Consider the following 22959-nt stretch of genomic DNA (forward strand, 5'->3'; position numbering starts at 1 on the left):
GTTCGCTGAGTTGGCCCTAGGCCTTATCTTGCGCCTCGATCGAGGCAGATATGATCGCTCCGCCCCAGCGGCGTTCGCCGATGCAGATCGGGACAGGGTTGCCGCTGGCAGTGGTGTTCTTGGCTGAGCCAAATGCGTACGAAGGCAAATTTTCCGGCGCTGCGCTCTGTGACAGGCCCTTGGCCTGGGGGCTGAGCATCTGAACCACTCCGCCAAGCGTCATGGAAAGGCCGGCATAAAATGCGGATGGACCCAGCCATATGGCAGATACCATCAAAGCAATGCCAATAATGGTTTGAAGAACTCCGCCGCGCTTGCTGCCATGGACAACCGGAACTACACGAACCTCCTGAGTGCCGCGCAGATTCATTTCGTCCAGGCCAATGTTCTTTCGGTTACGAAAGATGGCGAAGCGCAATCCCATCCCATCAAGCCGCCTGATTTCCTCCTCGAATCCCTGTAACGTAGTTTTCAGAGCCTTGAAGGCCTCCCAGACTTCACCGCTGTCAAGCTGTCGAAGATGAGTTCGCCCGAACTTCTGCGCCAAGGATCCCGATAGCTTGATAATGGTCATTGGTTGATGACTGGCCGCTGTGGCTGACATGCTTTCCTCCAGGCATGAAAAAACCGCCCTGGGGCGGTTTGTGGTGATTGATCAAAGACATGACCTGACGGCCCTTTCCACAGCGGAACGACCCGGCATGGCCGACCAAGGCATGCGCTGCCGAAGAGCTATTGAACTGCCGGTCGACGTTCTGGTGATATCAAGAAGCTCGTCTGCCATGCTGCTATTCGACACCCATAGGCGGTAGCCGTTTTCGGTCTCCACCATCGAGGATTCTGTCCTGGCAGCCTGCCACTTAGGGAAAACGCACAATGCATACTGCTTTGGGTCTTTCTTCGTTACCGCGCTAATCGAAGGATCGTTGCCTTCCAAATCTGCGGTCGTCACGCACCCCGCCAGCAAGGCAAATGCCAAAGCACTGATCAAAATTCGCATGAGATCCCTCCTTGTTGAAGGCGAAGTTCAAGTGTTGAGGATTTTTGCCTTCTCGGCCTCAAACTCTTCTGCAGTCAGATGTCCGCGCTCCTTCAGATCAGCGAGCTTTTCAAGCTTCCGGTACGGATCTTCATCCTTGGCTTCAGTGGCAGCTGTAAAAGGCGTAGGAGCCGGAACAGCGTAGTCACTGATGGCAGAGGCCGACCAGATCAAAGCGGCAAGCCAGCCTATAGCAGTCCACCCAAGGAAAAGATTAAGCAGGAAGATGGATGTTCCGTTGGGGTGTCCTCTCTTTCCAGCAACGATGGTTGGAAGGAAGTACACCAGCACCGCCAGTGCGAGGAGAATGAACCCGAGCATCGGGCTTGAAGCATTGGACATGACAGGGCACTCCTTGTGAATGGTGCCAATTTACATTACCAGAGCACCAGTAACAAAAACGCACAGGCGGGAAAAAGAAAAGGCACCCGAAGGTGCCCTCTCGATGCCGTTTACGGCCCATGCCCTACCAAATCGAACCCAGGCTAACCAAGCCTTTGCCTGGCACACAGCAGCTCAGCGTACCTAACCGAACCCAGCCATGCCGAACGATGGCCTATGCCACCGCAATACCCCCTCACTGAAGGAGCATTACGCTGTTTTCAGCCCAAACTTAACCAAACCTTACCCTGCCATGGTCCGCCGAATCATGCCGAGCCGTGTCGGATGATGCTCCGACCGCAATGCCCTCTCATAGAAAGGGCATGACGCTACTCAACTCAAGGCCTTTTTTGCCATCCCGTGCAGCGCGGAAAGCTTCGCGACCTGGTCTAGGTTGTCCCGGCGCTGATCGTCAGTCAGCTCCGTGATCCGCAGGTGCCGCAGCTTCTGCCCAGCACCACGGAATACCTTTCGCACGTTGCGCCCCAGCTCCTCCATAGCCACCCCCGTCTGCTCATGTGGTGGCACCCAGCGGTAACCGCGCCCTCGCACCGACTGCAGGCAGACCTGGTGATCGCGAAGAAGATCGGCCTTGAACGCTTCGACGTTTGCCAGCCATTCGAACTGCCGGTCACGGAACTGCTCGACCGTGAGCGACTTGGAGTCGCCCACGGAGGGCATGCCGAAACGAGTCTCAAGCCATTCGTGCCCCACAAGGTCGCCGTACTTGAACTCCTTGAGGAAGTCCTCGACCGCCTGTTTGTGGCCTGGATACTTGGTGACCTCAGACATAGGCCACCTCGAAGCGCCCGAAGCGTGGGCGGTACTCGCAGACGCCGATCAGCTTCCCGGAGTCTTCGATAGCCTTCTTCACCTCCTGCAGGTCCAGCACATCGGTGTTGATCGCCACCTCAAGCTGGCAGGCCCAGTCGAGGAATATCGGCCGGTACCGCATGATCTTGGCCTGACCAACCTTCACGCCACGGCAGTCGACGAAACGCTGATCCTCCCAAAGCGACTCCGGCGTCGATGGTCCGGCGAATTCAAGCTCAGCCTTGTCAGTCATTACCAGGGCACCGCGCTTCCAGTGCGTACCCAGCTTCTGAAGCTTGGCGCCTGCAAGGAATGTCGCGTCGAAGTTCGCGCCAGGTATGAAGAACCCGGACGAGGAATCGAAATAGGCGCCGGCGATGAACTCCGACCGGGCAATGGCCAGGTGATCATCATCAGTTTTTTTGCGCTTCGCGGTAAGCTCCTTGTGAGCTTTCGTCGCAGGGTGCAGCGGGTTAGCCAGCTTGTCGCTGTGCATCATCAGAGGCGAGGTCCCCTTGATGCTCAGGATCAGAAGCTCCATGCTCATTTCCCAGCCCTCCGGGTCATGTACTCGCACCGGCTTTTCAGGTTCACGACTGCTGCCATCAAAAACTGGAACATGTCAGGAATCGAGACTGGGATATCGCCTGGGGTCGCGACCATGCCCGCCATCAGCTCGCGCTGAGAAAGCACGTAAGCGTCATTCGGAATCTCTTCAACCGTTTGCTCGCCTTTGTGGTTGAAGGCAACCAAGTAGCGCTGTTGCGGACTTCCTACGATCTCGACCTGTTCACGCTTTGGCATCAGATCGCCCTCGAAGACGTAGGCTGCGACGAAGTTACAGGCGTTTGCCAGTTCCTCTGCTGGAATCAGCGCAGTCTTCTGAACGCTGAACCGGGTGCGCAGCCGGCTCTTCATGGTGTGCTTGAAGCTACGGCGAAGCGCAGGCGGGAGAGCGCTGGCCTTCTGATCGATGACCTGATCCAGAACGTGCTCGCCATCACTGCCGATCACAGTACCAATAAGAGTCTGCATAGCTGAAATCGGTAGCTGTTGCGCACCATTGCTGCGACCGAAGTAGCTGTCTTCCAGGGCTTCGAACATCTCCCAGGCTTTGTCTGTATCCAGCATCTTGGCGTGCCTAGCGGCGCCGCGCTCAGTCCAAAGCATCACGCTGCGGGCTTGCTTGTGGATGATTTCGACAGAGTAGCTTTGGGATACGCTGTTCTTCAGGTCTTTGAGTTCAGCGCCTTCTACCTTGATGAAATGCTTCCCTGGGACAAAGCGATCAGCATTCCTGTCATAGTTCTGGCGAATCCGGACATCATCCGTTCCGTAGACGTGTGCCAAGACAGAGGTAGTAACTACCAGCTTTCCAGAGTACATAATGCGCGGCAGGTTGCCCGCCGTCACCTCTGTGCTATTATTCATCTCGACGTTTTTCCTAAGCTGATTGACGTTTCTCGAAGCCCTGACGACTCTCACCTCGTCGGGGCTTCTTCGTTTCAGGCTGCTGCCTGCTCCTGCCGCTTTTTTTCCTCCGCTATCAGATAAACCAACTCCGCTGTTTGAGAGCGGTGGTTCTTCTGCGCTTGAGCTTCCACCCACTGCTTCAACTCCTCTGGCAATCGCAGGTTGAACTGCGGATCTTTCCTAGCCATCACGCATCTCCTGATGCATCACCGTTGTTTACACGACTAAATGTAGAACGGTGATGCATTGCTGTCAATACCACCGTGATGCATCCTTCCGTTCTGTTTAATAGAACTGGATTCGTCATGAGCCGCACCGACCCCCAATTCAACCTGCGCATACCTGAGGTGCTTAGAGATCAGGTGATGGCGGCTGCAAAGGAGAACGGACGATCTGCTACAGCCGAAATTCTCGCGAGGCTGGAGCTGAGTTTTTTGGGTGAAGCATCTGCGGAAGAGCTGATACCAGCCGGGAAGGCTAAGCAGATGTCTGCCATTGCTCGACAAAGCATCCCGGCAACGGTCAAAAAAAGGATCGTGGACAGTGTCAACCAGGCTGTCTCAATGGGGCATGCCAGCGCCAGTGTGGATTTCAGTGATTTGAATCTGGAAGCTATCCCTGAAGAAGATTCGAGCGCTCTAATAGATGCGTTCAGTGAGATGCTTTCCGATGCTGGTTACGAGTTCGAATGGGATGGTCCGGATTCGGTCTGGATCGGGTTCGATGCGGCCTGAAACAAGCCCAACCATTCATCGCTCACTTCTTAACCAGCGAGTTTTCGCGGGCTAAATATCGAACTGACCAGGTATTGCCAATGGCTATACCCCAGCCCGCCCAAGCGCCGGGCCGCCCCACTCCATGATGTCAACGCCCGCCAGCACTTCCAAGTCAGCAAAGGATCGCACAAAAATGCATCGCTTTTACCATGCCGATCGCTACCTGAATCTCGTGGAAGGCCAAACCATTGAACTCGACAGCAATGGGCTAACTCGATTCGGTGCAGTGTATTGGGAAGCCATTTCCACGAAGCCTTTTGAGCTACTCAGCGAAGCAGAACAAAGGGAATGGCTTTTAGAGCGAGAGAGGCAGGATCCAAAATTCGCGGCATATCCGTCCCGAATGCAAGTTTTCTTCGCGGCGAACACGGTTGATGATGCCCGTCGTTTCGTTGAGAAAAGCAAAGAGAAGCCTAACGCTAAGGTTCCAATCTTCGAGGTTTTTGCGTCGACCTTCTGGTCACTTGATATGAACTGGCTCGACTACGCCACTGACCCACAAACTCGATTGGGCTACATTCGAGAATACTGGTACGCAGCGATATCGAACCATTGCCCCGCTGAGGGAGAGCGCAGGCCCCCGCTTCTTGAGGTCTTGATGAAACCACCAGTTCGGATCGGCAAGGTCGTAGCCTGGGCCTGACGACAACTCTAGCCAAGATGCAAAAAGCCCAGCGCTGGGCTGGGCTCATAAACTACCCTATCGACTCGCAGTCTTGATGTTTCAGACCATCCTCCAAGAGGCGAATCACGCTTCCGGCGCCCCCATCATAGATGAGATCGTCGTATAGCATTACCGACTGCCGGTAATGGCCATTGAGAATTTCCAGTACTGCACAGATCGAATCCAGTCCCGCTTTGATCTTATTACGGCTCGCAGGTGGGAGTGGTTTAGCGGCACGCCCCTGAATATGCAAAAGGTCAGTGTGCGCAATACGCTTGTTGCGATGATCGCGTGCGAATTTCGTGTCTGCCAGCGCTGCCTTGACCGCGTCTTCCACCTGAATACGTACAGTCAAATCACTGATATTTGGAGGAATAGCTCGAATGGAAAGGTTTTGCTGGGATTTGTTCTCGGGCGAGTCAGTAAGCCTTGATATCCCGAGCATCACTGCATCCCATAGCTGCGCTTGCACGACACCAAAAAACGTAGGGGCCGAGCGGTTCAGGATCTGTACAGTATCCTGGTCAACACCGAAGAGCTGCTCATATTGCTTCCATAGCAGCAGCATATCGAGTAGGTGATCGTTGAGGTCGCAGTACATTGCACCAAGCTCCGCGCCCATGACTTGGATGCATAAAATCCTCTTTTCCGCAGCAGTGATCACGCCCAGCTCCTTCCGAGCCCTATAAAGCCGTCCAGCGTGCCATGCCGGTGTTTCGTTCTCAATTCCTGTCCACCCATCCAGCGTGGATGGAAAGCCAGTACCCGGCTACGTAGCCTGCGTAGTAGCGTTGTGCCTCCACTAATTACTTAAACCCAACAACACGCAGGAAAAAGGTATGCAGTACCACAGCACCGAACATCTGGAGAGGCAAGAAGAATTCCGCCGCATGCTGATTTTGGCGGCTCAAGGCACTAGCCAGCTCCTTATCGTATCCCCAGACAAAATCGACACGCTTGAGGACTATCTGAAGGCTTTTTTCCAAGACGCTCCTGCCAGAAAGCTCAGGAAAGAGAAGTCTCTAAAAATCAATGACAGTCTTACGGTTTTTCTTGAAGCCAAAGATCCTAACTCGGGCTTCTCCAGAGGGCACGTTTTCATCCCTTGGGCTTCCATGCATACAGTGGACCGCGCCGTTAACGATAGTCGGTCGATCAGTACCTTCTACATTCCGCACTCAGGTCCAGATTCCGGCCCCGGGACCGTGGATGAGCTTGCTCTGTATAAGACGAAATACCCGAGCTCAAAAGAGCTGTAAAGAACCGCCCCGGTCCGTTGCCGGAAAGCCCATGGACTGGGGCAAGCTCAACAAGGAGTTACCGAATGTCTTTCAAGCTTTACACCTTGGTGACAAGCGCTGATGGCCGCATCAACGTCACTCTGAGGAACATATCCGCCGACACTACTACCACCGTTTGGGTGACGCCAGGCCAGCCAATCGACAACCTGACAATCGCCCAGATCGAAGAACTTGCGCGCCAGGAAGCCGCCAAACAGCACGCCCGCTAGCGCTGCTGAGTCTTCTCAAGCAAGCTAACTCGCTGCGCTAAATCACTGTCGGAAGCAATCCGTTGGCTCGCTTCGCTACCGAGGCGAGCCTCAAGACTTACCAATATGGTGAGCGCCTGGTCCAGGCCTTTTTCCAGCTCGTCAATTCGTTTTGCTTCACTCATTACGCACTCTCCCGCGGCCTTGCCGCTTTACTTCGCGTCCCGATGACGCAACACAAGACGGGTCCGGTCGAGCCATGGCCCGCCGAACACGATGATTTCTGATGGCCTGCCGAGCAGGTGGTGCAGCATGTAGGGGCCGGGGCCGAAGACCTGGGAATGCTCCTCGGGCAACTGCGCATCGGCGCCCAGGTAAATACCGGCGTGGTTCGGGTGGGCGGTGCGCCCCACTGCCATGACGATCATGTCGCCGCGCTGCGGCTGGCTGACCTCGTAGAACCCAGCGGCTTCATAGGTCTGCTCATACAGACTCGGGCCGTCCGCCTGCTCCCACCAACCCTCATCCCGGGCGTACGCCGGAAACTCCAGATCCCACTCCCGCTTGTACCAGTCCGCACAGACCTGCCAGCAGTCCCAAGCACCGTGCACGAAAGGTCGATCTAGCAGCGGAGTGTGACCGGTTGGCATGACGGTGCGGAGGTCGCCCTCCGGCCACGACAGGATGTACCAGGGCAAGCCAGTGGCTTCACACATGGCCAAGTCGCGGGGCGATGGCCGACTGGTAGCGTCCGGGTGCGAGTGGACGATACCGATCACCTGGCCCTGATCCTCGGCGGCCGCATACTGCTCCGGTGAGATGCGGAACTCCTCGGCCGGATCGGTCGCGGTGTTGTCGCATGGCACGTACTTCTGCGAGCGGCCTGCAGCGATGATCAGCCCGCAGCACTCCCGCGGGTACTCTGCCGCAGCGTGCGATTGCACGGCGGCGAAGATGTGTTTGCGCATTGTCAGCTCCGTGAGATCAGAGAAACAGCAGGGAAGCCGCCGAAGGGCAACTGGTTGCCCCGGCCAAAGCGAACTGTGCAGCCAGTGTCCAGGCAGCCATTGCACTGGTCCCTTGCAGGATCGTCCGTGGCTTTTCCGTCGAGGTCGAAGTAGGGGCCGGTGTATCCGCAGTTCGGGCCGCGGTAGCCGGCGGTCATCGCCCAGTGGCACAGCTGGGTCATCTGCCGGCCAAGCGTCTCGCCTCCTACATCGCCAGGGCTGGCCAGCTCCCAAGCTACCGTGGAGCCGTTCTCGGACACCTTCTGGTCGATGTACCAGACCTCGACAGCTTCCTCTGCGGGGTCGGCCTCAGAGTTGCCAGCGGGAAAGTTCGCTGCGTCCAAGTACCGCGCCATGGTGTGCCGCATGGTCAGCTTGAACTCCAGAAGGTTATCGAACGCGAGGCACAGCGCGGTGATCCTGCCGTTGACGTTACCGACCGTGAGCGTGGGCCGCACGGCGGTGCCGTCCGAGTTCGCCTCAATGCCATCGATCTGCATTGGCCAGGCACCGTACTCGTTGCCCTGCCACCAAATGGACTTGGCCGGCAGTTGGTCCGCGTTAGTGCCGGCGGCAGCCAGTTCCTCTGGGGTGTGCGGGATCGCGTACCCATGGAACCGCAGAGTGTCCGCGCCGAAGTCCGAGCCATCCAGCTCGAATAGCAACACCTCGCTGCCAGGCTCTAGGGTCTGGATGTCCTTGATCAGTGACATGGTGAATCCTTACGGGTGAAATGCCCGCTCGAAGGTAGCGGTGACTTTGAATCGGCCACCGCCGACGGGCGTGGGCTTGGGGTCAGTGCAAGTGAAGAGCCCGAGATCCCCGAGAGGCGTCGACCAGAGAAATGCCTTGGCGCCACCGTGCCGGTCGAAGAACTCCATGACCTTGCGGACCTGGGCCTTCGTTCCCGTCACGGTGATTGGGTAGCTGTCTTCCTTGTTGTTGGGGCCATCACCCACCGTTTGCCGGTAGCCTCCGCCGAAGCGGGACTCGCGGACCCGGTAGTTGATATCCGGCGTTTCACCGCGCTGCGTCGGCCAGCTGAACTTCTCGATCGCCATCAGCGCCTCCCTTGAGTGTTTCGATGGCTAATCCCGCCAGGGCGCCAAGAGTCAGCGACCGCCTTTTCGGCAGCCATTTGCACCTGTTTCTGCATGTTCTGCTGCAGCAGTGCCTGATCGAGCTGCAAGCCTTCGCTGCTCCTGTCCTCCATAACCAGGCTGACAGGGGCCGAGAGGCTGATTGAGGTTCCACCGTCTCCACCCACTGCCCTCACGCCAAGCTGGCCGCCAGCTGTTCGAGTCAATGGCATCACCGCCTCGTCTCCAGCCTCGCCCATGACCCCCATCCTGCCGCCGGCCATGCCGAAGGCCGTGGGTGTGCTGACGATGGAGTTGGTAAATGCCCCCCCATTGGCGAACAACTGAACGCCGTTCGACCAAGCACCGCCAAGCGCTTGGGGAAAGTAGGCGCTGCCATAGCCTGCCTGCGATGCGCCGAGGTTAGAGGAAACAGCACCTGCTGACCCGGGCTGCATACCATTGCCGCTGCCCCCGCCAAAGTAGGCAGAAGCCGCAGTGGTCCCCCAGCTCACCAAGCCGCCTAGCAACCCTGACGCGGCACGCTGGGTCTCGATCCGAACCATGTCAGCGAGAATCGACTTGGTGAAGTCCGTGAAGGAGAACTTGCCGGTCATGGCAAAGTTGACGATCGCATCCTCCATCGAACTAAACGCGTTTGTGAACAGCGCTTTCGTTTGCCCGGCAACATCACGTGCCTGCTCCAGGTAGTTCTGAAAGGCAGATGATGCTCCCTTGCGCCAATCACCCTGCGCGACCGTCATCTGGTCGTAGTTGGTGATGGTTGTTTCCTGCAGCTCTCGCTCGGTTTTGCTCAGCGCGGCCAGCTTCTGGTTGTACTCATCAAGACTCATGCCGCGGGAGCCGTCGCCATATTGGTTGGCCAGGTCGAGGCGCTGCTGGTTCATCCGATCGGTGATGTCGTTCTGCTGATCCTGTAAGCCGCGCTGGCGATCACCGAGTCCAAGGCTATTGGCGGAGCGCTGCCCCTGCTGCCTCAGTGCCAGGACTTGCTGGTCGAGGGCGTCCGTGTAGGTCTGCACAGCCCTGGCTTGCTTGGCCAAGCGTCCTTGCTCATTGGTCGCCAGCACCGAAAGCTCAGTATCGGCGTCCTTTTGCGCCTTCACCATGGCGGCCTGGGCATCAGCGATCTTCTGGTCCAGTTGGATACGCTGCTGCGCGCTGGTACTACTTCGCCCTTTGGCTTCCTCCAGCGCCTTGATCTCCGCCTCGTAGGCGTTTGTGACCTCGACCTTCTGCTGCTCGATGATTGCCGACCGCTGGGCTGCATAAGACTCCCGTGAGATCAGGCCGGCCTTCTGCGCCGCGTCCAGTTCCTTCTGGTTGTTCTTGTACTCGGCCAGGATGGCGGCCAGGGCGTTCTTCTGGTCGTTGAACCCGGTTAGGTCGACCGCTGAAGTCTTGCCGACCTTGTTCCGGTCAGCGATAGTCTTCGCCAAGGTGTCAAATGCACCTCCGGAAATCTTGTCACCATCAAAGGAAACCCCGGTCAATAAGGCGCTCTGTTTGCCTGTTTCCTTCGCGGCATCGCGCAGGTCGAAGAATCGCTGCTTGAGATCTTGTAACGCCTTGCTTCTCTTCCGCTCCGGACTGGCATTGTCCAGCTGGTCATTCAGCTTCTTCTGGAGGTCGGCTTGCTTCTGAATCGCGGCTTCTCCGTCCGCGCGATCCTGACGCTCCTTGGCGCCAGCATCCATTCGCTTCTGGATCAAAGCAATTTCGTCGGTGTACTGCTTTTTCAGAGCGTCTCGGGAGCTATCGCTGAACCAGAACTGCTTGTCGATATCAGCAACCTGCTGCTGCAACACTTGCATCCGAAACTGGTCTGGATCAGCCGCTACCCCCTGCTTCAACTCATGCCAGTACCTACGCACAGCACTGGTCGCGTCATTCCAAAGCTTGGCAATACCGCGTGTAGACTCGGCTATCTCCTGATTGCGGCGAGTCATTTCCTCTGACACTTCGCCCGCGAGCAACTTCAAGGCGTCCATGTGGCGCCCTTGATCTTCAAGAGCCTGAATCTGGTCAAAGGTGGCCAGGGTCACCGTGTGATATTTGGAGTTGAACTCCAACGCGAAGGCTGTGACGTCGTTTTTCGCATCGACAAACATTTTTGCGAAATTACCAGCGCTCTCGCCTGTAGCCGCGGAGAGCTGGGTTGCGGCTCCTGCAACGGCGTCGAATGTCTCACCTGTAAGCTTTCCCGATCCGACCAGCGCGAGCAATGCTTCGTTCGCCTGGCTGAAGTACTTCCCGTTGGCCAGCTTGTTTTGCAGATCAACGAGCTGTGATGAAGATTTCCCTGCGACACCGCCCGTAGACGCAAGAGCCTTGTTGAATTCATTGAGGTCACTCAATCCAGCGCCGACTGCCACCGCCAGCCCAGTAACGGCTGCTGCGGACAAGGTCAGCGGACTGATCAGGCCGGCAACGTAGCCCCCCATCGCTTTTGCCGCAGCGCCGATTCCGCCAAACGAATCTTTAACCTGACTACCTTGCTGCAGAAAAACACTGAGCGGCGATTGGCCGGCCTGCAAACTGATCACAACGTCTGAAAATTGCGCTGGCAGCATGCGCATAGCCGCAGCCGTCTGCCTAGCGCTCATCCCAGTCTTGCCAAGCGCGACATCCATCCCTCCCAGTGATGCACGCGCCTGGTCGATCTTCGCCTGGTACTCGCCGAAGGTCTCAGCATCGAGCGCGCCACTGGTGCGAAAGCCTTTCAGCCTCTGCTCCATCTGGTCCAGCCGGCTCATAGCCGCGACGGTTGGGTCGATCTTGCCCAGCAGCTCTTCCAGCGCCTGGCCTTCTTCCCGATGTGCGCCGGCGGCCTTCTTTGCCGCCTCCGCCTGGCGCTCCTCCGTGGCAATAAGGGCCTGGGCCCGGCTATTGATGGACGCCTGACGGCTGGCACTGTCCGACAGCACGGCGTTCGCCTGAGCGGTAACCTCGGCGCTTTGCTCTGTCGCCCGGTTTAGCGACTGGACGTACTGGCTTGCCTCAAGCGAGGCCTTGGCCACGGCCAGAATTCTGGCTTGCTGCTCGTCAGCAGATTCGGCAGCGCGCCGGCCGGCCTGGGCTCCGGCATCCGTGGCACTGGTAAGCGCCTCCTGCACCTTGCCCGCCTGCGCGGTCTCAGTCCGAAATGCCCCCATGTTAGCGGCGGCGCTGCTGAACGCCGTGGAGGCACTGGTAACGGCGCGCCCCACGGTGGCCATCTGCTGCGCCAGCTCGGCCTGCTTGGCGTTGAGCGCCTGCAGCTCTTGCACAATCTGCCGGGTGTCACCCTGCAGGCTGCCCAGGGCAGTCTCCCAGGCGCGCCCGGTTCGCCCGGCCGACTCCTCGCTGCGCTTGCCGGCGTCCGTCAGCTGATCGAGATTGTCTTTTGCCTCGACGGCATCTCCGGAGTCGATCTGAAGACCGAGAGAGGCAATGGTGGTCATGATCTACTCCATCGATTCGGCCATGACGGCCAGGGCCTCAACCTCCATGACGCGGAGATCGGGAAAAATGTCGGTGAGGTCGCGGCGCTGGATGCCGAGCATTGCAGCCGTTGCGGGAATGGCGCTGTAGTCCAGGCCGGACGGGCCGCCTGACGCCACCCGCCACTGCGTGCCCAAAGCATCGAACAGTCGGAAGGCTGGCCATGCATCAGGCCAGACCTCCAGTACCTCCTCCTCGATGTCATCAAGGGTCAGCCCGAGCGCCGCTAGTTGCTCGGCGGACGGGCCCCGCTCGTAACAGGCCCGGGCCGCCGCTCTCAGTTTCCCAAGCGGGCCGGGCTGTAAGCAGCCTGGAAAGCATCGACGACCGCCTTCGGTGCACCGGTGCAGGTGCGCACCAGGTCTACAATAGCCTCGCCGCCGAACTCGTCCTCAAGGTCCCAGCCGGTGACGATCTCGCCCAACTGCTCAGCCTGCAGGGTGATCTCGCCGGCGGTGACCTCCTCCCAAGTTGCGCCGTCATTCTTGGCCTTCTCCGTCCAGGCGTCGCGCGCCTTATTCCAACGGTCAAACATCCCGGCTAGGGTCATGCGGTCCATGTAGCGAAACTGGAATTCCACGGGCACTGACTCGCCGCCAATTCGCGGCACCTGCACTACGGCGGTGAATGTGGGGTTCTGCGCAATTTTGATCTTCGCCATGAGGAGTCCTTAAGCACCGGCCAAGTAACGGGTGGGTCGGCCCGAGAGCGCGATGCTGATGGTGCGGGTCATGAGGTTGTTCCGCTCCATCGTCGGGGTGGACGTGATACTCACGTACCCTGGATAGACGATCTGGTCGCCACCTGGCAGCTTCAGCCGCACCACTGTCAGCTCTTTACTGTCGCCATAGCCTTCCACCAGAGGCACATAGGCGGCGCTCGGCTGGTCTTCAACAGTGATCGAAAGGGTGATCGGGTTGCGGTTTGTCGGGAATTGACGATCGTCGTCATCTTCCAGATAGCCCACGGTCAGATACTGCTGCTCCCCACCCGAGGAGGTGAAGGCCGTAACCTTGGAGATCTGGGCCCAGTTGGTTACCGGGACTACGGAGCCAATACCCGCGCCAGCGGTGAATTTCTCGACGTTGCTGGTGTTCATGCCGCCAAGCGAAAACTTGTCGGCCGCTACACTCGCAGCGCGCACAGCACGGTCGGTGATGAGCGCCCAACCTGAGTTGACCAGCAGAACGTCTCCGTTCTTGATGGTGTGGCCTGCGGCGGTGGCCACCGGTGGCGCCGCGTTGGTCAGGGCGGTGAAGGCGACTGAGGCGCCGAGTACGCTGGCAATTTCCAGCACGGAGCCGTTCGGCAGCGGGAAGCGTGCGGCCATGGGTTGTTTCCTCTTGATAGCCCGCCAGGCGGCGGTTGGTTATGCCCCAGCGGGCGGTTGGTCCGCGACACCGCGGTAGGTGAAGCTGGCCGGGACCGTGTAGGTCGCCGACTCGGGAATGGTTGGGCCCTGCTCGACCGGCTCGACAACCATGCCCTCGAAGCCGTTGCGGCTGAGCTCCGAATCTAACCGGAAGAGGGTCGAAATCTCTCCGACCAGGGTCTCGGCGGTTGCCAAAGGCTGGCCCGCCGGGCAAACGATGCTCACCTGGTAGACACCGGTGTATTCGTAGGCCTCACCGCCTAGGTAGCGGCAGGTGGTCGCACCAGGTAGCTGAAACGCGTGCAGGTATGTTTCACCCTGCTGAGCCACGAACTCCTGTTCGAAGTTCGCAACACGGATCGGGCGCGCAGCGGCCCAAGCCATCAGCTTGATTTCGATAGCTTGGCGGGCCTTTGCTTGGCTCATACGCGGTTTTTCCTGATGGCTTCGTCGACGATGCGCTGGAAGTTTGCGAGCGTGACCCGGACCATGCCGGCCGGAGCCTGCGACGAATGCCCGTATTCCAGCGGGATGGCATACGGCAAGTTGTTCACGATGAACGCGGTCTGGCCGATGGTCAGCGCCTGCACCTGGCCCATGAGCTCGGCAATAGCTTGACTGCCCGACGGGTCGATGCGGTCGAGCTCTTCTGCCGCCGGAGAATCGATGGAGAACTGCCAGTTGCCCCGGAACCGTCCGCCCACATAGCCTTGGCCCGCCACCAGTCCGTTCACAGCAAAGTTTTGCTCGCGCTCGGTCTTGGTGAGGGGCTTGGCGTATTTCACGCCCTTGCGCAACCTGCCGGCCTTGGTGAAGTTGTCATGGTTTAGGTTGATCAGCGTATTGCGCACCGAGACCTTGAAGTCGTAGTCGTCGGCAGCCTTGTTGGCCTTGGCCCGGTGGGCCACGTTGGCCGCCCATAGTTCCGGGGTGCCCACCGGCGACATGAGGATGACGCTGCTGCCGATCTCAATCACAATTGTCCTGAAGGTGGAGTCCAACGCCTGCTGAGCTTGCTCCGTAAATGCTCGAATGCTGTCAGCAAAACCACCTTCAAGCCCTCCGTATCGTTGAACCATATGCGAGCCGCGCGGCATGTCACTTCCTCAATTGGATGGTCCAGGTAGCCCTAGCCGGGTCCTCAGATACGTTGAGCGCCCGGTAACCACTGACTTGATCGCCAATCTTGGGAACCGCCGGGGTTTCCCCAACCACCCCGGCCTGCTGCTCAAACAGCTCGTTCTGCAGTACCAGCAGCTTCACATCCTCAGTCTGGATGCGTGATCCGTCGATCTCCTTGGCCAGGTAACTGCCAAACACCCCGCGGCCAGAGTATTGGATGGTCTTGGCTGGGGCAGCACCTCCTAAACCTGGGTCGTAGATCCCTTTCACCGTGCGAACGCCGGCGACTGGCCTTACAGCATCAGCCAATCCGTCGGGATCATCGAATGACTCGGCCAAGTCGGACTGAATATCTTCACGCAAGCCCATGGCTATCCCCTTTTCACCGCAAAGGCAAATGGGTTACTGCGCCAGGGTGCCAGAATGGCCAGCGCAAGCTGTACGGCGGCTGGCTGGGCGAGAGAGCCTGCCTTATCGATCGAGCCAAATGTCTTGCTTGTCGATACCGAGTCAGCCTTGACCGTTTTCGATTCGAGCGAACCCTCGGTCTGCTGCTGGTACAGCTTGCCTTGAGAGGCGCATTTGGCCAGCCTGGCGCCCGCCTGCTTCACATCGTCAGGGATGTTGCCCATGTCGATGCCGGCTAGGTTGAGCGCGGTTAGGTAGGCGTTCGCCTCGAAGACCGCCTCTTCCTTCAGCCCCGCAGCTGCCCAGTCAGGCCCGAGGATGGTGTCCACGTCGGCCACGGTGATGTAGGTAGCCATCCAGCCTCCGCTTAAATGAGTGGGGCCAAGGCCCCGGGATTACTGCTGGCCGAGTTCAGCGACCTGCTTCTGCAGCGCCTCTTTCGAGGCGTTGGCGCGGTAGGTGACGTTCGCAGCGTCCAACGTGGCCTTGAGCTCGGCGACCTCTTTGGCCTCGCGGCTTTCGTCGGTCTCGAGCTCCCGCTTGGCTGCTTGGGCCAGCAGATCGTCCACTTGCTTCTGCAGCACTCTGGCCTTCTCGACTTCGCCGTCGCGCTCGCGCTGAAGGCTGGCGATACCGGCGTTGACCGCTTCCAACACCTGGAACAGGTGGCCAGCAGTTTCGCCAAGCTCGCCGTCGGGGCGCTCCAGGCGCTGCGCGGCGAACGACTCGACGATCACGCCGATGGATGCAAGCTCGGTGATCAGGCGATCGAGCGCTGCATGATCGGGACCTTCGACAAGAGCCACACGTGTAGGTACCTCAACCACTGACACATCAGCGCCAGCGGCTTCGTAAGCATCGACCACCTTGGGCCAATCGCCGATCACCACAACCGATTCAACGCCAGGTTCGGCCTGATCAAAATGTCGTGGGTTGCGATAGGTCCGGCCTTGCTCGAAGCCGTCACGCTGGGTGGTGTAAATCAGTTCCATGGATTATCTCCAAGGCAGGCCCGCTGGACCCGCCTTTGCTGTAGCCGATTAAGGCGCGGACAGGTCGATCAGGACACCGGCAGTAGCCTTATCGCTGGTCGCATGCTTGCGCCAATTCGCGCCCGCGCCGAGGGCTGCGAGATTGGGGTTTACGCCCGCAGTGTCCTTCCAGGAGTACCCCATGATGTCGACGTTGAAAGCGCCTTCCGCGCGATAGCCGATTGCCAAGTTTTCCTGGTTGTTCACCGGGTAAGAGCGCACGCCTGGAGCCTGGGATTCAGTTACCGAAACGGCGCCCACCTGAAGGCCGAAGATTCGCTCTTCGGTGACTTTGTCAGAGACGAGGACCGGTTTGCCCATCGTGCCAGGCGAGCCGCCGTAGATGACCACGCCCGCCTCTTCGTAGATCTTCTGATCGATGGCGTCATCAACCAAGTCGAAGTAGGTTGCGGAGTCCATGGCGAAGAGAGCGATGCGGTTGAAGCGATCGCCGAACTTGCGCATGCCCTTGGTCAGCACCTTCTTGTGGTCGACCGCGAAGGAGCCACTGGCAACCATGTTGGCGTTTGCGCCAATGGCAGCGCCCAGGGACGCGAAGGCAGTTTGGATGTAGTAGTCCAGGGCGGCGTCGGCCATGTCCTGGCCAACCAACATGGAGAACTCTTCCGGGCTTCGCGCACGACGCTTGAAGGCTTCCTCAGTGGTCTCGTATGGACCGTACTTCCAAGGGGTTTTGACGCCGACCGCTTCATCAGCACCGATCTTGATGCCGGTTACAGCGGCGTCGGAGTTCACGTTACGGTGACCCAGAGTGCCACCGATCTTGTAGAACGAACGCTTGCGTAGGTCGCCCTCGATCAGTTCGTTGCGCAGAATCAGCGCGCCACCTGACGAGGCGTTGAACACCTCCAGAACGTCTTGCAGGCGCTCCAGATAGGCAGTTTGGGCAAGATCGTTATAGATGATCATGTCCGAGTTGAGGGTGGTAGGCATCTGCTACTTCCTATTTTGGCAATTTGAGGTATGCCTCTTGTCCGTGCGCTTCGATGTACTCGCGCTTCTGGACAGAGGTCATTTCGGAGCGTTTCTGTGCGGCCCCGCCGCCTTTTCCAGCACCGCCGGCCCCGCCGCCAGATGCCTTGCTACCTGCGATAAGCGGCGCGAAGGCCGGATCGTTGGTGAATTCTGCTTTCAGCTCATCCAGCGTCGCTGCGGAGAGCTTGCCGGCGGCGTCCAGCACGACAACGGTGGGTTTACCGTCGCGCTGCTCGACGCTCAGCCGGCGTTCGATGTGGGGGAGCAATGCCTTTGCTGTGCCTGGGACAGCGAGAGTGGTAGCCAGCTCGGTAGCCGTGCGGCCCACCGTCAGGTCCCGGATCTGGCCCAGCAGGGTGCTGTTGGTACTTTCGAGCTGGCCGGTCAGCTCTGCTTCGCGGCGGGCGTACTTCTCGGACCAGGACTTCTCGAGCTCTTCCACGTTGCCCGACTTCCGGGCCGCCTCTTCGCGCTCAAGACGAGCGGCTTCCTCAGCCTCTTTGCGCGCCTTCTCGGCCGCCTTCTTCTCGCCGAGCAGCTCGTCCACCTTGGCCTTTAGGCCGGAGACGTCTTCCTGCTGCGGCAAGCCTTCGATGCCAAGGATGAACTTGCCGTCTTTCTCGACGTACAGGCTCTGGATGGATTCTTCGACGCCTTCGAGGCTGTCCAGTTGGAATTTCAAGGTCATTGCTGTCTCCCAGAGACTTGGTGCAGGCCCTGCCTGCGGGCATAAAAAAGCCCCGCACTGGGCGAGGCCTTGGAATTGCGCGCCACGTTCAACGAGGCAGCGTTTTGTGGCGCGGCAGCTCATAACGAAAAAGCCCCGGCGGATGCCAGGGCTTTCGTTGATGTCTGCAGCTCAGGGTTTGTCGAAGTCGTCTTCGAGCTTTTGCAGTACTGCATCTGCCATTTTCTTGCTGAATTCTTTCCAGGCTTTTCCGCCGTCAAAAACGCCAACGCCTTGGGCAAGATTTGCCTGATGCTCACGCCGAGCCTCTTGAATCAACTCCTTCGCGCTTTTTTCGTTGGTCGTCATGATCGCTCCCGACTGTATTTCAAGCCCACCCTACCGCTCAGAATACTCCAGAACTGGTGTTCAGCTTCTGACTGAGTGTGCTCGCGTTCAAGCTCGCCTCGATTGACCAAATCATACACACGTTTGATGGCTTCTTGCTCGACCTGGTCTGACAGCTTGTCGACGACCTCGCCACTTGGCCATCCCTTTTCAGCAACCATGGTATAGCGCAGGGTTGGGCCAACAGCTCGCAGCTCATGAAGACCAATGTAGGATGCCAGCTCAACATCCTCAATCGAGAACGGGCTATTGCCCGGGTGATTGTGCGTGAATGTCGTCCCCCTCAGCTTGCCAAACTCGCTCTCTGGGAAGCCAACACGATCAGGCTGGCCCTGGCGCTGAAGCAGGATCGAGCCGTCGTCACCAATGAACGCCCCCGTTTCCAGTGCGTCCCCACGAATCCGATTTTCGATCTCGACTGCGGCACGCCGCGCAGGCGTGGAGACATCCGGTTTTCTGATGGGATAACCAATGTCATACACCGTGAACTCGCCGGTCGGTTGCCTGAAGGTAACCGCTTCGCGTTGCCGCAGCTGCTGTAGGGTGAGCGTCTTTCCGTTGTCGTCTACGAACTTGTCCAGCGTCAGCTCGCCCTTGCTGAACAACTCATAGCGGGCCGGGCCGAGCACGTCCTTTTGGAACGATGCAGGCTGCCGCGCCAGCCATTCGCCGTAGCTCGTCTTGCTGCTCACCTGCTCGACGCCATTCGGGCCAATAGCCGGCCTGGTGGAGCCGGGGACTTCGCGGGCGAACTCGTCTTTCAGCACCGGGATGAGCGTGGTCCGGCATCGCCAGTGATACGGCGGCTTAGGCCCATCCAGCGGAATGATCGTCTGGTCGATGCTCATGCAGAACAGCGTTGTGCGGCTATCCAGGGTGGCAATCCGGCGCATCCCTTTGAGGATGTCGTCGTTGTCCTTGAGCACTTCCACGCGCGCCGTGGTGGCGATGTGGTTGGTCATGGTGTTGACGAGGGCATGCGCCTGATCGCGCTGCTGGACGCCCAATGAGGTCAAGCGGCGACTGATTTGGCCGGACGTCTCGCCCAGCGCGGAACCCATGCGGATCTCGCTGATGATCTCAGCGCTCTTCTTGGTGCCGTATTGGTCGAGCGCGCCGTTGATGCTGATGCGCTGGCGGCCTTTGCCGACCTCCAGGTCGAGTGGATCAGCCAGTGCAGCCGCGGCGACCTGCTCGATGCTCGGCCTGTTCAGCTGGACGACTGTCTTCACGACCTTGCCCAGCAGGGTCATGTTGAACTCGGCCTCGTAGCCGCCGAATTCGGTCAGGTCGAGCACGGCCTGCTGCTTCATCTCGCCGTATACGCCCGCCAGCTCGCCCTGTAGCTCTTGAATCTGCTTCTCGTACCGTTGGGTGCCGTAACGGCTCAATCCTTCTGATACGCGCGATTTGGCGGTGCTGATGGCCTTGGTGATGAACTTGGCCAGGCGCTTGAGGCTTCCCCCGGCGTAGCGCTGCACGTGCACCTGGTGGCGAGTCGCCGCGTCGGACAGGTAGCCGTCACTGCTCATCGCCGCCCTCTCCGGTGTCGTTGCCGATCACCGGCGGTTGCTGGGCCAAGTCCTCGTCGATCAGCTCGTCAGTGCGGTCTGCTTCAAGCACGCCGCCCTGGCGCAGGTTGACCCGCACATCCTTCTTGGCGATGAAGCCCTGCTGCCAAAGCTGGATCTGCGCCAAGATGTCCTGGGCAGTCATCGTCTCGTCGAAGAACGATTGGTTGAGCCAGAAAACGGTACCGGCCTCGTCCGGCTCACCCAGCATGAAGCGCTCGGCGTCGAGGATGGCCCGCTTCAGGGCCTCGGACACGTTGCCAGCAATGGTGCCCAGCACGCTGTTGTCCGAGCTGTAGCGGATGCGCACCGCCTCAGCAGTCTCGGCGCCGCCCGCTTTCTGCACGATGCGGGCGCCGATCATGAGCATCTGCTCTTCCTTATCCTTCATCAGCGTGCGGGCCAGTTGACTCTCGGTTGCCTGGACAAGCTTTGCGTCACCGGACTTTCCCAGGTTGTAGCCCCGAGTCGATCCGATGTGCATGCCGTTCGGGTTCACCTTGGCGAACTCGTCGGCGCTGATGTCGGTGGTGATGAATAGCGTGGGCTGGCTGCTGATGAAGCCGCTCTCCTCCACCGTGGCGCTGTTGCCGTAGTGCAGGATGTTCACGTCGGCCAGGTCTTCCAATGGCGACTTATCGACGCCCGCGTCGTTGTTCTGGGCGCCGTAGAAGCTGAACAGGATGTGGTCGAAGGGGCGGCCATTCTTGTCGAGCGGTGCGACCTCGCTGTAGCTGTTGCCGTCTTCGGCGTAGATGCGCTGGACGTAGCGGCCATCAACCAGCAGCAGCACGCGATACTGGGTGCTAGTTGTGCGCTCAAGGCTGTCCGGGCTGAACACGGACACGCACTCCAGCAGGCAGACATAGACCAGGCGCTTCACGCCATCGATCACCTGCTCATCCCAGTCGATGATCGACTCGGCGCCGTAGTGGTGAATCAGCGCGCTGCGACCCTGCATGTCGGCCATTGAGGACACGCCCTCAACCGCAGGGAAGTCAACGAGGAACCCGCCCCGGCCAGCGTCCAGGCATTCGCCCACGGCGTCCTTGGACAGCTGCTCCAGGCTGGTGCCGTCACCGCTGGCGTTCTCCTTGAGGTACTCGACCCCGGCGGGCAACTCCAGCTCTGCAGTCTTGCGAAACACCGCACCCAGCAGGCCGGTGCGCGTGCGCCCGGTGATGTTCAGGAACATCGCCCGCTTCTTGTACTGTTTGTACCGCGCCAGGTTCTCGGGAGATTTGTTCTCCGGGTCCGGCATCGGCAGGTAGATATCGTGCTTGCGCACCTCGCGGGCGCCCGCCACGCAGCGCTTGACCAGCTGCCAGCCGGGCAAGGCCTCCGAGTACTCTGCCCGGGGGTGGAAATTAGGCATGGATGGCCTCAGAAAGTGAACGAGATTGGAACGTGAGTGACCGGCCTGCTGATCGGGTAGTCGTGGTGGATGAAGTAGCCCCCCGCGTCGTTCGCGTGGTCCACGCCGGATTTCTTGTCAGGCTCGCCATTGGGCGCCCACACCTGCTGCTCCAGGCCGTCTGCATAGGTCGGGCATCGCAGCGGGTTGATCAGGTAGCGGCGTTCGCCATTCGCATTGCAGAACATCGCGTTCATGGCGTTGATACGGTCTTTCACTGGCGGGTTGGCGTCTGGCGCGATCACGGAAAAGCCTGCCTGGCGCAGGATAGCGATGTCCGTCTCGCTGGCATTAACCGACTTGCGCGACCCGCCAGAGGCGTCGGGATAGATCCTGATCTCGCAGGTCTTCTCGTAATCTCTGCCGTTGTGCCGCCAGTAGCGCTCCTTGATGCGCCGGATCATGTCCGGGGTATCGAAGCCATCGATCAGCTCATCCACCGCCCTCGGCTTGCCGTCTGGCCGCTTTACGTGCGTGATAGCCGCCATCTTGCCGACGTTGAAGTCCATGCCGATGAAAAGCGGCTCGCCCGCCTCGACCGTGTCGAAGCAGGAGTTCAGCTTGCGGTCGTAGGCGTGGTAGATCGAGCCGGCGTTCAGGTTGACGAACTGGCCATTCAGGTACGCCAGGATCAACTGGGCCGGGTACGATTCCATCAGCGACGGGATGTAGTCCGGGGGCAGGTTCAGCTCGTTGTCGAACGTACTGGCCTGCACCAGGCCATACATGCCCTGCAGCGCTGGCTTCTCGCGCAGTTGCTTCACGAACTGCTGATAGACGAACTTGAACCCCTCAGGGGTCGTGGTCACGTCCACGCCGTTCTTCAACCCGGGCACGTTGTAGCGCATCCGGGCAATGATCTTGCGCCAGGCGTGCTCAGCCTTCAGCGCGGGCAGAACATCGAGCTCATCGACCAGGGCGTGCCCGATCTTGAAGCCGACGATGGTCTGCGGCTTCTCCATCGATCGGCAGATGGTCGTGCTGCGGTACTGGCCGCCGCTGTAGAATTCGACCTCCTTGTCGCTCTCCTTCGTCTTGACCTTCAGGCCCCAATCGAAGGCCACTTCCTCGATCGTCGGGAAGAAGATGTCGCGGATCTGCGGGTACGTCGGGGCGAAGTAGCCGGAGTCGATCCGGGGCCATTCCCACACGTGCTTGCACAGTGCCGCGCAACCTACCCAGGTCTTGCCTGAGCCGAACCCGGCCACGAAGCCACGGAACTTGTTCTCCATCCGCAGGAAGTTAGCCTGTGGAACGTTCAACGACGGCATCAGGCTTCCTCGCGTCCACCACGTCGACCTGCACACGGGTTGGCGGCACGTTGTCGTGGGGATTTTCGTTCTTGGTCTGGCGATTCACGTACACGTCGCCGACTTCCTTGGCGGCCTGCTCAAGGATTTGGAGGGTCAGCCCGTAGTTGCGCATCCCTTCGACCTTTTCGGCCAGCCTGCCCAGCGTACGGAGCCGATAGGCCCGGTTCGCTATGGGTATCTCGGCTGTCTCTTCGCGGAATCGCGCTCGAGTGTCTTCGAAGAGGGTCACCCAGCGCTTTGCCAGGTTGCGCCCCTGCCGCTTGGTTGGGTCATGGCTTTCCGCCGTCTGGCGACTGATCTCAATGCCGAATTCTTTGTTGACGGCCTCGGCCACCTGAGACGGTGTATCGAAGCAGGCCAACGCCTGAACGATGAAGGCCTTCACCTCGTTGCTCAGGGCTGCCATAAATTGGATTCCGTCAATTGCCTGTC

Annotated in this window: 31 protein-coding genes and 1 pseudogene; 4 read left to right on the top strand and 28 right to left on the bottom strand. The window is 59.4% G+C overall.

What is annotated here, in order from left to right:
• Nucleotides 1–16: 16 nt before the first annotated feature.
• From DJ563_RS10875 to DJ563_RS10905, 7 genes are all read right to left on the bottom strand, one after another.
• On the bottom strand, nucleotides 17–604 hold the full coding sequence (locus DJ563_RS10875) for a tail assembly protein (RefSeq protein ID WP_434519488.1): 588 nt from the start codon (nucleotides 602–604) through the stop codon (nucleotides 17–19).
• A 51-nt stretch (nucleotides 605–655) separates the two neighbouring features.
• A complete protein-coding gene (locus DJ563_RS10880; RefSeq protein ID WP_434519489.1) occupies nucleotides 656–1000 on the bottom strand; it encodes a hypothetical protein in 345 nt (114 codons plus the stop codon).
• 27 nt (nucleotides 1001–1027) lie between these two features.
• Nucleotides 1028–1381 (bottom strand): superinfection immunity protein, encoded by a 354-nt coding sequence (locus tag DJ563_RS10885; protein ID WP_434519490.1) that lies wholly within the window; start codon nucleotides 1379–1381, stop codon nucleotides 1028–1030.
• Between the two features lie 372 nt (nucleotides 1382–1753).
• Nucleotides 1754–2212, bottom strand: a complete 459-nt coding sequence (locus tag DJ563_RS10890; RefSeq protein ID WP_434519491.1) for a hypothetical protein — start codon at nucleotides 2210–2212, stop codon at nucleotides 1754–1756.
• On the bottom strand, nucleotides 2205–2780 hold the full coding sequence (locus tag DJ563_RS10895; protein WP_434519492.1) for a hypothetical protein: 576 nt from the start codon (nucleotides 2778–2780) through the stop codon (nucleotides 2205–2207). The genes DJ563_RS10890 and DJ563_RS10895 overlap by 8 nt, the downstream gene beginning before the upstream one ends.
• Nucleotides 2777–3664 (bottom strand): ORF6N domain-containing protein, encoded by an 888-nt coding sequence (locus tag DJ563_RS10900; RefSeq protein ID WP_434519493.1) that lies wholly within the window; start codon nucleotides 3662–3664, stop codon nucleotides 2777–2779. The genes DJ563_RS10895 and DJ563_RS10900 overlap by 4 nt, the downstream gene beginning before the upstream one ends.
• Before the next feature lie 74 nt (nucleotides 3665–3738).
• Nucleotides 3739–3894, bottom strand: coding sequence for an Arc family DNA-binding protein (locus DJ563_RS10905; RefSeq protein WP_238211115.1), 156 nt, complete (start codon nucleotides 3892–3894; stop codon nucleotides 3739–3741).
• A 117-nt stretch (nucleotides 3895–4011) separates the two neighbouring features.
• On the opposite strand from DJ563_RS10905, the gene DJ563_RS10910 reads away from it, so the two are divergent.
• Entirely contained in the window at nucleotides 4012–4440 is a 429-nt protein-coding gene (locus DJ563_RS10910) for an Arc family DNA-binding protein (protein WP_434519494.1), read from the top strand.
• 175 nt (nucleotides 4441–4615) lie between these two features.
• Nucleotides 4616–5125: a hypothetical protein gene (locus tag DJ563_RS10915; protein ID WP_434519495.1), complete on the top strand. Its 510-nt coding sequence runs from the start codon at nucleotides 4616–4618 to the stop codon at nucleotides 5123–5125.
• 52 nt (nucleotides 5126–5177) lie between these two features.
• Here the strand turns inward: DJ563_RS10915 and DJ563_RS10920 are convergent, their stop codons facing one another.
• Nucleotides 5178–5810: a hypothetical protein gene (locus tag DJ563_RS10920; protein WP_434519496.1), complete on the bottom strand. Its 633-nt coding sequence runs from the start codon at nucleotides 5808–5810 to the stop codon at nucleotides 5178–5180.
• 175 nt (nucleotides 5811–5985) lie between these two features.
• On the opposite strand from DJ563_RS10920, the gene DJ563_RS10925 reads away from it, so the two are divergent.
• Together DJ563_RS10925 and DJ563_RS10930 are read left to right on the top strand one after the other, a co-directional pair.
• Complete coding sequence (locus DJ563_RS10925; protein WP_434519497.1) at nucleotides 5986–6405, top strand: hypothetical protein; 420 nt, start codon at nucleotides 5986–5988, stop codon at nucleotides 6403–6405.
• Nucleotides 6406–6470: 65 nt separating this feature from the next.
• Nucleotides 6471–6656: a hypothetical protein gene (locus DJ563_RS10930; protein ID WP_274097703.1), complete on the top strand. Its 186-nt coding sequence runs from the start codon at nucleotides 6471–6473 to the stop codon at nucleotides 6654–6656.
• Here DJ563_RS10930 and DJ563_RS10935 read toward each other — a convergent pair.
• The 20 genes and pseudogenes from DJ563_RS10935 to DJ563_RS11030 form a co-directional block, all read right to left on the bottom strand.
• Nucleotides 6653–6820, bottom strand: a complete 168-nt coding sequence (locus tag DJ563_RS10935; RefSeq protein ID WP_274097704.1) for a hypothetical protein — start codon at nucleotides 6818–6820, stop codon at nucleotides 6653–6655. The genes DJ563_RS10930 and DJ563_RS10935 overlap by 4 nt on opposite strands.
• A gap of 27 nt (nucleotides 6821–6847) precedes the next feature.
• The gene (locus DJ563_RS10940) at nucleotides 6848–7603 is read right to left on the bottom strand and encodes a C40 family peptidase (protein ID WP_434519498.1); all 756 of its coding nucleotides are present in this window, start codon (nucleotides 7601–7603) and stop codon (nucleotides 6848–6850) included.
• 2 nt (nucleotides 7604–7605) lie between these two features.
• Complete coding sequence (locus DJ563_RS10945; protein WP_434519499.1) at nucleotides 7606–8355, bottom strand: phage minor tail protein L; 750 nt, start codon at nucleotides 8353–8355, stop codon at nucleotides 7606–7608.
• A gap of 9 nt (nucleotides 8356–8364) precedes the next feature.
• Nucleotides 8365–8703, bottom strand: coding sequence for a phage tail protein (locus tag DJ563_RS10950; RefSeq protein WP_434519500.1), 339 nt, complete (start codon nucleotides 8701–8703; stop codon nucleotides 8365–8367).
• The gene (locus tag DJ563_RS10955) at nucleotides 8703–12185 is read right to left on the bottom strand and encodes a phage tail tape measure protein (RefSeq protein WP_434519501.1); all 3483 of its coding nucleotides are present in this window, start codon (nucleotides 12183–12185) and stop codon (nucleotides 8703–8705) included. Before DJ563_RS10955 ends, DJ563_RS10950 begins: the two co-directional genes overlap by 1 nt.
• Before the next feature lie 3 nt (nucleotides 12186–12188).
• The gene (locus DJ563_RS10960; protein ID WP_434519718.1) at nucleotides 12189–12575 is read right to left on the bottom strand and encodes a DUF1799 domain-containing protein; all 387 of its coding nucleotides are present in this window, start codon (nucleotides 12573–12575) and stop codon (nucleotides 12189–12191) included.
• On the bottom strand, nucleotides 12503–12886 hold the full coding sequence (locus tag DJ563_RS10965; RefSeq protein WP_434519502.1) for a phage tail assembly chaperone: 384 nt from the start codon (nucleotides 12884–12886) through the stop codon (nucleotides 12503–12505). Before DJ563_RS10965 ends, DJ563_RS10960 begins: the two co-directional genes overlap by 73 nt.
• Before the next feature lie 9 nt (nucleotides 12887–12895).
• The gene (locus DJ563_RS10970) at nucleotides 12896–13555 is read right to left on the bottom strand and encodes a phage tail protein (RefSeq protein WP_186663756.1); all 660 of its coding nucleotides are present in this window, start codon (nucleotides 13553–13555) and stop codon (nucleotides 12896–12898) included.
• 39 nt (nucleotides 13556–13594) lie between these two features.
• Nucleotides 13595–14023, bottom strand: coding sequence for a phage tail terminator-like protein (locus DJ563_RS10975; protein ID WP_434519503.1), 429 nt, complete (start codon nucleotides 14021–14023; stop codon nucleotides 13595–13597).
• Nucleotides 14020–14694 carry a hypothetical protein gene (locus DJ563_RS10980; protein WP_434519504.1) on the bottom strand — a complete coding sequence of 225 codons (675 nt, stop codon included), beginning with the start codon at nucleotides 14692–14694 and terminating at the stop codon, nucleotides 14020–14022. Before DJ563_RS10980 ends, DJ563_RS10975 begins: the two co-directional genes overlap by 4 nt.
• A 1-nt stretch (nucleotide 14695) precedes the next feature.
• Nucleotides 14696–15088, bottom strand: coding sequence for a hypothetical protein (locus DJ563_RS10985; RefSeq protein WP_238211082.1), 393 nt, complete (start codon nucleotides 15086–15088; stop codon nucleotides 14696–14698).
• Between the two features lie 2 nt (nucleotides 15089–15090).
• Nucleotides 15091–15483, bottom strand: a complete 393-nt coding sequence (locus tag DJ563_RS10990; RefSeq protein WP_238211081.1) for a protein singed — start codon at nucleotides 15481–15483, stop codon at nucleotides 15091–15093.
• 39 nt (nucleotides 15484–15522) lie between these two features.
• Nucleotides 15523–16119, bottom strand: coding sequence for a hypothetical protein (locus DJ563_RS10995; RefSeq protein WP_434519505.1), 597 nt, complete (start codon nucleotides 16117–16119; stop codon nucleotides 15523–15525).
• Between the two features lie 48 nt (nucleotides 16120–16167).
• The gene (locus tag DJ563_RS11000) at nucleotides 16168–17112 is read right to left on the bottom strand and encodes a major capsid protein (protein ID WP_186663763.1); all 945 of its coding nucleotides are present in this window, start codon (nucleotides 17110–17112) and stop codon (nucleotides 16168–16170) included.
• A gap of 10 nt (nucleotides 17113–17122) precedes the next feature.
• Nucleotides 17123–17842, bottom strand: coding sequence for a hypothetical protein (locus DJ563_RS11005; RefSeq protein ID WP_186663764.1), 720 nt, complete (start codon nucleotides 17840–17842; stop codon nucleotides 17123–17125).
• A 171-nt stretch (nucleotides 17843–18013) separates the two neighbouring features.
• Nucleotides 18014–18190 (bottom strand): hypothetical protein, encoded by a 177-nt coding sequence (locus tag DJ563_RS11010; RefSeq protein WP_156056733.1) that lies wholly within the window; start codon nucleotides 18188–18190, stop codon nucleotides 18014–18016.
• Between the two features lie 539 nt (nucleotides 18191–18729).
• Nucleotides 18730–19761 (bottom strand): annotated as a pseudogene (locus DJ563_RS11015) (phage head morphogenesis protein); the annotation flags it as partial.
• Nucleotides 19751–21175: a DUF4055 domain-containing protein gene (locus tag DJ563_RS11020; protein ID WP_434519506.1), complete on the bottom strand. Its 1425-nt coding sequence runs from the start codon at nucleotides 21173–21175 to the stop codon at nucleotides 19751–19753. The gene DJ563_RS11020 and the pseudogene DJ563_RS11015, both read right to left, overlap by 11 nt.
• Before the next feature lie 8 nt (nucleotides 21176–21183).
• A complete protein-coding gene (locus DJ563_RS11025; RefSeq protein WP_186663766.1) occupies nucleotides 21184–22485 on the bottom strand; it encodes a terminase large subunit domain-containing protein in 1302 nt (433 codons plus the stop codon).
• Nucleotides 22457–22933, bottom strand: a complete 477-nt coding sequence (locus DJ563_RS11030; protein ID WP_274097647.1) for a DUF2280 domain-containing protein — start codon at nucleotides 22931–22933, stop codon at nucleotides 22457–22459. Before DJ563_RS11030 ends, DJ563_RS11025 begins: the two co-directional genes overlap by 29 nt.
• Nucleotides 22934–22959 lie beyond the last annotated feature (26 nt).

The organism is Pseudomonas sp. NFX1 (assembly GCF_051123555.1).
GTDB lineage: Bacteria > Pseudomonadota > Gammaproteobacteria > Pseudomonadales > Pseudomonadaceae > Aquipseudomonas > Aquipseudomonas capeferrum.

Bases quoted from the DNA above. Each gene is read 5' to 3' on its own strand.
- DJ563_RS10925 (WP_434519497.1), top strand. From the start codon at position 5,986: ATGCAGTACCACAGCACCGAACATCTGGAGAGGCAAGAAGAATTCCGC.
- DJ563_RS10885 (WP_434519490.1), bottom strand. From the start codon at position 1,381: ATGTCCAATGCTTCAAGCCCGATGCTCGGGTTCATTCTCCTCGCACTG.
- DJ563_RS10930 (WP_274097703.1), top strand. From the start codon at position 6,471: ATGTCTTTCAAGCTTTACACCTTGGTGACAAGCGCTGATGGCCGCATC.
- DJ563_RS10880 (WP_434519489.1), bottom strand. From the start codon at position 1,000: ATGCGAATTTTGATCAGTGCTTTGGCATTTGCCTTGCTGGCGGGGTGC.
- DJ563_RS10890 (WP_434519491.1), bottom strand. From the start codon at position 2,212: ATGTCTGAGGTCACCAAGTATCCAGGCCACAAACAGGCGGTCGAGGAC.
- DJ563_RS10990 (WP_238211081.1), bottom strand. From the start codon at position 15,483: ATGGCTACCTACATCACCGTGGCCGACGTGGACACCATCCTCGGGCCT.
- DJ563_RS10940 (WP_434519498.1), bottom strand. From the start codon at position 7,603: ATGCGCAAACACATCTTCGCCGCCGTGCAATCGCACGCTGCGGCAGAG.
- DJ563_RS11020 (WP_434519506.1), bottom strand. From the start codon at position 21,175: ATGCCTAATTTCCACCCCCGGGCAGAGTACTCGGAGGCCTTGCCCGGC.
- DJ563_RS10965 (WP_434519502.1), bottom strand. From the start codon at position 12,886: ATGGCGAAGATCAAAATTGCGCAGAACCCCACATTCACCGCCGTAGTG.
- DJ563_RS11030 (WP_274097647.1), bottom strand. From the start codon at position 22,933: ATGGCAGCCCTGAGCAACGAGGTGAAGGCCTTCATCGTTCAGGCGTTG.
- DJ563_RS10935 (WP_274097704.1), bottom strand. From the start codon at position 6,820: ATGAGTGAAGCAAAACGAATTGACGAGCTGGAAAAAGGCCTGGACCAG.
- DJ563_RS10910 (WP_434519494.1), top strand. From the start codon at position 4,012: ATGAGCCGCACCGACCCCCAATTCAACCTGCGCATACCTGAGGTGCTT.
- DJ563_RS10980 (WP_434519504.1), bottom strand. From the start codon at position 14,694: ATGCCGCGCGGCTCGCATATGGTTCAACGATACGGAGGGCTTGAAGGT.
- DJ563_RS10945 (WP_434519499.1), bottom strand. From the start codon at position 8,355: ATGTCACTGATCAAGGACATCCAGACCCTAGAGCCTGGCAGCGAGGTG.
- DJ563_RS10970 (WP_186663756.1), bottom strand. From the start codon at position 13,555: ATGGCCGCACGCTTCCCGCTGCCGAACGGCTCCGTGCTGGAAATTGCC.
- DJ563_RS11010 (WP_156056733.1), bottom strand. From the start codon at position 18,190: ATGACGACCAACGAAAAAAGCGCGAAGGAGTTGATTCAAGAGGCTCGG.
- DJ563_RS10985 (WP_238211082.1), bottom strand. From the start codon at position 15,088: ATGGGCTTGCGTGAAGATATTCAGTCCGACTTGGCCGAGTCATTCGAT.
- DJ563_RS11025 (WP_186663766.1), bottom strand. From the start codon at position 22,485: ATGCCGTCGTTGAACGTTCCACAGGCTAACTTCCTGCGGATGGAGAAC.
- DJ563_RS10950 (WP_434519500.1), bottom strand. From the start codon at position 8,703: ATGGCGATCGAGAAGTTCAGCTGGCCGACGCAGCGCGGTGAAACGCCG.
- DJ563_RS10915 (WP_434519495.1), top strand. From the start codon at position 4,616: ATGCATCGCTTTTACCATGCCGATCGCTACCTGAATCTCGTGGAAGGC.
- DJ563_RS11005 (WP_186663764.1), bottom strand. From the start codon at position 17,842: ATGACCTTGAAATTCCAACTGGACAGCCTCGAAGGCGTCGAAGAATCC.
- DJ563_RS11000 (WP_186663763.1), bottom strand. From the start codon at position 17,112: ATGCCTACCACCCTCAACTCGGACATGATCATCTATAACGATCTTGCC.
- DJ563_RS10905 (WP_238211115.1), bottom strand. From the start codon at position 3,894: ATGGCTAGGAAAGATCCGCAGTTCAACCTGCGATTGCCAGAGGAGTTG.
- DJ563_RS10975 (WP_434519503.1), bottom strand. From the start codon at position 14,023: ATGAGCCAAGCAAAGGCCCGCCAAGCTATCGAAATCAAGCTGATGGCT.
- DJ563_RS10995 (WP_434519505.1), bottom strand. From the start codon at position 16,119: ATGGAACTGATTTACACCACCCAGCGTGACGGCTTCGAGCAAGGCCGG.
- DJ563_RS10900 (WP_434519493.1), bottom strand. From the start codon at position 3,664: ATGAATAATAGCACAGAGGTGACGGCGGGCAACCTGCCGCGCATTATG.
- DJ563_RS10875 (WP_434519488.1), bottom strand. From the start codon at position 604: ATGTCAGCCACAGCGGCCAGTCATCAACCAATGACCATTATCAAGCTA.
- DJ563_RS10955 (WP_434519501.1), bottom strand. From the start codon at position 12,185: ATGACCACCATTGCCTCTCTCGGTCTTCAGATCGACTCCGGAGATGCC.
- DJ563_RS10895 (WP_434519492.1), bottom strand. From the start codon at position 2,780: ATGAGCATGGAGCTTCTGATCCTGAGCATCAAGGGGACCTCGCCTCTG.